General features: G+C 39.6%; 5 protein-coding genes. All 5 read right to left on the reverse strand.

What is annotated here, in order from left to right; genetic code table 11:
• Positions 1–294: 294 nt before the first annotated feature.
• Positions 295–504 (reverse strand): hypothetical protein, encoded by a 210-nt coding sequence (locus tag B5J93_RS12965; protein WP_079326743.1) that lies wholly within the window; start codon positions 502–504, stop codon positions 295–297.
• Positions 505–524: 20 nt separating this feature from the next.
• On the reverse strand, positions 525–2,420 hold the full coding sequence (locus B5J93_RS12970) for a T6SS phospholipase effector Tle1-like catalytic domain-containing protein (protein WP_079326744.1): 1,896 nt from the start codon (positions 2,418–2,420) through the stop codon (positions 525–527).
• Positions 2,421–2,428: 8 nt separating this feature from the next.
• On the reverse strand, positions 2,429–3,397 hold the full coding sequence (locus B5J93_RS12975; RefSeq protein WP_158080754.1) for a DUF2931 family protein: 969 nt from the start codon (positions 3,395–3,397) through the stop codon (positions 2,429–2,431).
• Positions 3,398–3,564: 167 nt separating this feature from the next.
• The gene (locus B5J93_RS12980) at positions 3,565–3,954 is read right to left on the reverse strand and encodes a hypothetical protein (protein ID WP_079326746.1); all 390 of its coding nucleotides are present in this window, start codon (positions 3,952–3,954) and stop codon (positions 3,565–3,567) included.
• The coding region (locus tag B5J93_RS12985; protein WP_143823561.1) for a DUF3289 family protein at positions 3,935–4,747 on the reverse strand (813 nt) is incomplete at its 5' end. The genes B5J93_RS12980 and B5J93_RS12985, both read right to left, overlap by 20 nt.

Raw genomic sequence — 4,747 nt, forward strand, 5'->3', positions numbered from 1 at the left:
AAGTTCGGTTGGTATATCATTAGACACAAGGGCGTTTATGACCACGAGAATCTTTGCAGGTGGGGTTAGCGGACTCCATCTGACTCCAACCTTTAATGCTACTAGGAGCAACTTTTGGGATACCATTATGACATTCCCACCAAACATATCCCACAGGCAATTGATGTTTTTCCCAATAAACCCTAAGTTCTGCTTCACTTCTAAACTCCCTACCTTGACAGTCTTTGGGGAGTTTGGGGGTGTCGCCATCGCAGATAAAGTTACCGCCGATTTCTAGGGGGAGACCATATTTTTCTAAATAACTATTGCCTTCATGGGCATGTATAACATTATTTTTACAAGTCCAAACATTTCCCCCCCCCTAGCATTTTTAAATCCTTTAAATTTCCCATTTGCCCCTGCTTCTTGTCCATAATCTCTTAGACCTTTAAATGGGTCACAGGCACTTAGAGTTAGAGATGATAAGCTTATCATAATGATAAGGCAGATGTTAAAAGCTTTCATAGCATTGCTCCTTGTGTGATTTAGCCTTGATAGACTGTTCTATAAAATTGATTGGTTTTTGGGTTGATATGGGGAACACTGACATAAGCTAGTAAGAGACTGGCTGGGTCTCTTTTCATGGTGCTACACCAGTGTAGGTAGTCGTGAAATAGGATTTTGCTTTTGTTTGCGTCTTTAATACCAACATAGTAGTCTTTACCCTCTTGTGTGCCATTGATGATATTTTCATTAACACAGTATTGGGTTTTGTTGGTTTTAAAGTCCTTATATCGTTTCATAGCCTCGCCAATCAATTCTTCGGAGAATGCTTGAAAATAAGGGTCATCAACCGTATCCGCATGATATTTGCCCAAATCATAATTACGATTAACACCAACATCGGTCATAATATCAAACATCAGTTTGGTGGCGATTTTGGGGTAATCAGGAGATATGCTCTCTATACCACTTTTTGAATTGTTTTTAAAATCTCTATTTACCTTAATCTTATCCATTTTAAGTTTGTCCCAACCACTGTCATCTCGCCAAATCTCTTTTTTGTCTTTATCAAACCAGCCTTGTTTATCCAAGATTGTGATGATTTCATTAAAATCCGCCCGTTGTAGCTCCATCAAGGCTTTTTCTTCGGCTTGAGCCACTTGAAATAAGCCTAATGCCAACAGCTTGGCTTTGGCTAGGGGGATAAAGGGTAGATTGGCTAGGTTGTATTTATGGCAAATGGTGGTGGGGTCATCAACATGTTTGTTTTTCCAAACCCTACCATCCTTTGTATCTTTAAAGCCCCACCTTGTCTCCAACCCATCGCCAATATCGGTATGACAACCCGGTAGCACAACCTCAAAGCCACAGCCATTTTGAACCGCACTGGCGATGGTGGTGGTGGCAAACTTTTGGCGAAACTCATGACCTGCGACAATGTGGACGACTTGATTGGGTCTGCATGTGTCGCTAAAGACAAGTTGCTGTTTTTCATCTTTAACATCATCATCGTGGTTCATGCCGATAGAGCTGACCGTATCAAAGAGTCCAACAAACTTCACTTTAAAACGAGTGGTTTTTAAATCCTCTTTAAAACTGAGTTGTTTGGCGGGTGGTTTGCGGTTTTCTTTGTCTGAAATACGGTCAAAGGGTTGTTGATTGATGTACCGCTCTTCTTTGTTAAGAAGTTTATCTACTTCTTTGGTAATATCTTTGTCATATCCGTATCTTAGTACACGATGAACAAACATACGAGCGGTGGCAGCCCCCCGACTAAAACCATAGACATTAAAGCTGACTTGGTCAATCTCTATGGCTTGGCTCTTTTGTTGTATGACATTGTATATCTTTCTAAACATTTGCCCAAGTTTGCCATAAACACCGCTATCGCCCATGCCCAGACCAGAGCCAATCATACTATCACCTGAGAAGTCTTGTTTGATAAGACTGTAATGGGCATTTTCTAGGTCGTAATCCGAATGCTTGGCAGGAACCAAAGGATTGGGTTCCTCCCTGACTTTATGGGGCGTTACTGCACCTGCACCATCGACATACAGTGCCACCATACGCTCACTGCCACCAAATGCTCGCGCCAGTTGGTCTACACCTGTGGGAGCTCGGGCAAAGCTTGTGTTATTGCCATTGTACTCTGTTTTGAGTAGCCGTTCGGCATAGGTGGTATCCCCATCAAATGGGCGACGAGTCTTTTTTTGGTTCTCCCCTTTGCTAATGGTTGCCTCAACACCGTGAACTTTGTCAGGGTCATTATACCTATCACTATTATAACGACTGTTCCAAGTGCCGTCAAAGAAAACATTGATTTCCAAATGATTAACAGTGCATTCAACACAGGAGTTATCTTTGGAGTTACTCGTGCCTTTGCCGATGCTTTTTTGGGGGGTTTGCCCTGTGTTTGTGTTGGTATTTGTGTGTTCCATATATCCTCCTATTTAAACCAAGGATACTCATCATCGGCAAGTGTCTTTGTGGTGATATGAGCATTTAGTGCTTGTTCTTTGTGTCCATTGGTCAAAAATACAGTATCCGCCATATCTTTGGTTAGGTTAATAACCAATGCGGTGGGTCTGTTTGAGCTAAAAAAGCCTTTGAATACCTCAAACACCGCCACATCATCCTCGGGCTGTTCGGTTCTGCCAAACTGATGATGAGATAGGTTAACCAGTGCATAATGTCGCTGATTGTTTTTTCTAAAAAAGAGTTCTATCCAAGCAGGGGCAGGTTGTGGTTTTGGGGAGGTATTTGTGCTTTGTTTGTCTGTTGATGTTAAGTGTAAAGATGATTCGCCATTGACATAAATAACTTGATGGGCAAATAGTGCGACATCACAGGCGATATGCCAAGCGAATTTGCGTTCACTATATTCTTGCCATCTGGTTGGTAGATTGCCATTTTTGATTTGTTCTTGCACTGCTTTTGGTGCTTTTGCTAATTGTTTGGCAATATACTGTTCCATTGTCATCAAGTCAGGAGAAAAATGGTTGGTTAATGCAAAGAAGTCCCAAGAAGCATTTGCTACCTCTGCTTTATGTGTACTAAGTTCTTGTATGTGATTGCCAAACCCCGCTCGCAGACTCACAAAGCCATGTGGAGCGATAGCAAACTGAATGGTAATAAGGTTTTTGATAACCTGCTTATTTGTATCAAGTGTTTGCTCTGCCAACGCTTGCAATGACTGTATGGGCAACAGTAGGACAGCGTGATAAAAACAAGACTCTGCAAAGGATAACCACATCAGTTTGACACCCACCGGCAAAAATGTGGGACTACTGGGTGAGCCCCCGATGGTATCTACCGCACCATTACGCCAACCACCGCCAGCTTGGGCATAAAAGCCCACTCCTGTCACGAGCTCTATCGGGTAGTGTGTGGGGGCAAGCACTTGAGTGTTCCACATAACTTTTGTCAGCCCGTAGGCTGGGTTAGCGACAGCGTAACCCAGCATTTGTGGTCTAACTCATTGAATTTGTTGGGTTTCGCAAGCTTAACCCAACCTACGGGCTAGGATTGCTTTGTGGATTGCATTGTACGGGTTGAGTAATTTTTTCCTGTATCAGCACAACTTCAATCATAACATATAAAACAAGAATATTCCCTGGTAGACATTTCACATACTGTGTAATCACCGATAATAGCGTCATATTCTTTATCTAGATATTTGTTATTCTTTGTGATATTATTGGAATATATTAAAAATGTATAAAATTCATATTCATTACCTTGATTTATTTTAATATTATTCCTTGCCCAATTCTCTATATACCTACAATTAGGCTTATTAAAATAACCTGAGCTAATAATAAAAGTTTTGTGAAAATCCGACTTGGGAAATATATCATCAAGATATTCAGCTCTATAAATTTTTGGATCTCGATTGTGAGCAAACCAAATACATAATCCTCCAAGAAAAATGATGGGTAAAATCATAAAAAATTTAAAGATTGATTTGTACATTTGGAATCCTTAATTTAAGAAGCAAAGGAACGCAGTCATGATAATATTGCATTGCCCACCAACAATTAAATTCCCAGCCGAAAGATGTTGATAACAACTGAGCTCTTTTATCTCTTGCATTAAAACTTTGCCATGCCTCATAAGAAGATACCTCTAATCCGCCATACTTTTCCATATCTTGCATGTCCAACCCATAAGTGTCATATAGAATAAATGTCACATTAAGAGTTTTAGGATTGTTATTTTCATATGTCACATTATCTAGCCATACCTCAACATAAGATACTTGATGAATGGTTATACTTAAACCTGTATTCCAATAATTTGCATTCCAGTCTCCTCCATCAAAATATAATCTTTTAATGGGTTTTTCGACTAGTATTTTTCCATTGCTTTTGTTAATTTTTTTATTGTTTATCTCAATGTTTTCCTTTATAACCTTGGATATATCAATTATATAATTTTTGAATTCTTGAGATTTTTTAATCTCATTAATTAAAGTTGAATTTGAGTAAGTGTGATTTAAAGAGTAGCTCTTATTTTTTGAAAAAATTTCAGCGAGTTCCTTAGCTGCTTCTTGGCTTGCTCCCATAGAACCCGATGCCATCAAATCCTTCAACTCACTTAACAAATTATCTTTACTGGTCGTATAAAGCAAGCCTTGTCTGGTAGAGTATTTTGCAGGCAATTTTGCACCCTTAGAGTGTTTACTATCTTGATCAAATAGGTAATTCTGAGATTTAGCAATCAAAAAAGGAAATTGTTTGATTATCTGCTCCTTCTTTGTCTCTAC

Origin of the sequence: Moraxella equi, from assembly GCF_002027555.1 — a bacterium.
GTDB lineage: Bacteria > Pseudomonadota > Gammaproteobacteria > Pseudomonadales > Moraxellaceae > Moraxella > Moraxella equi.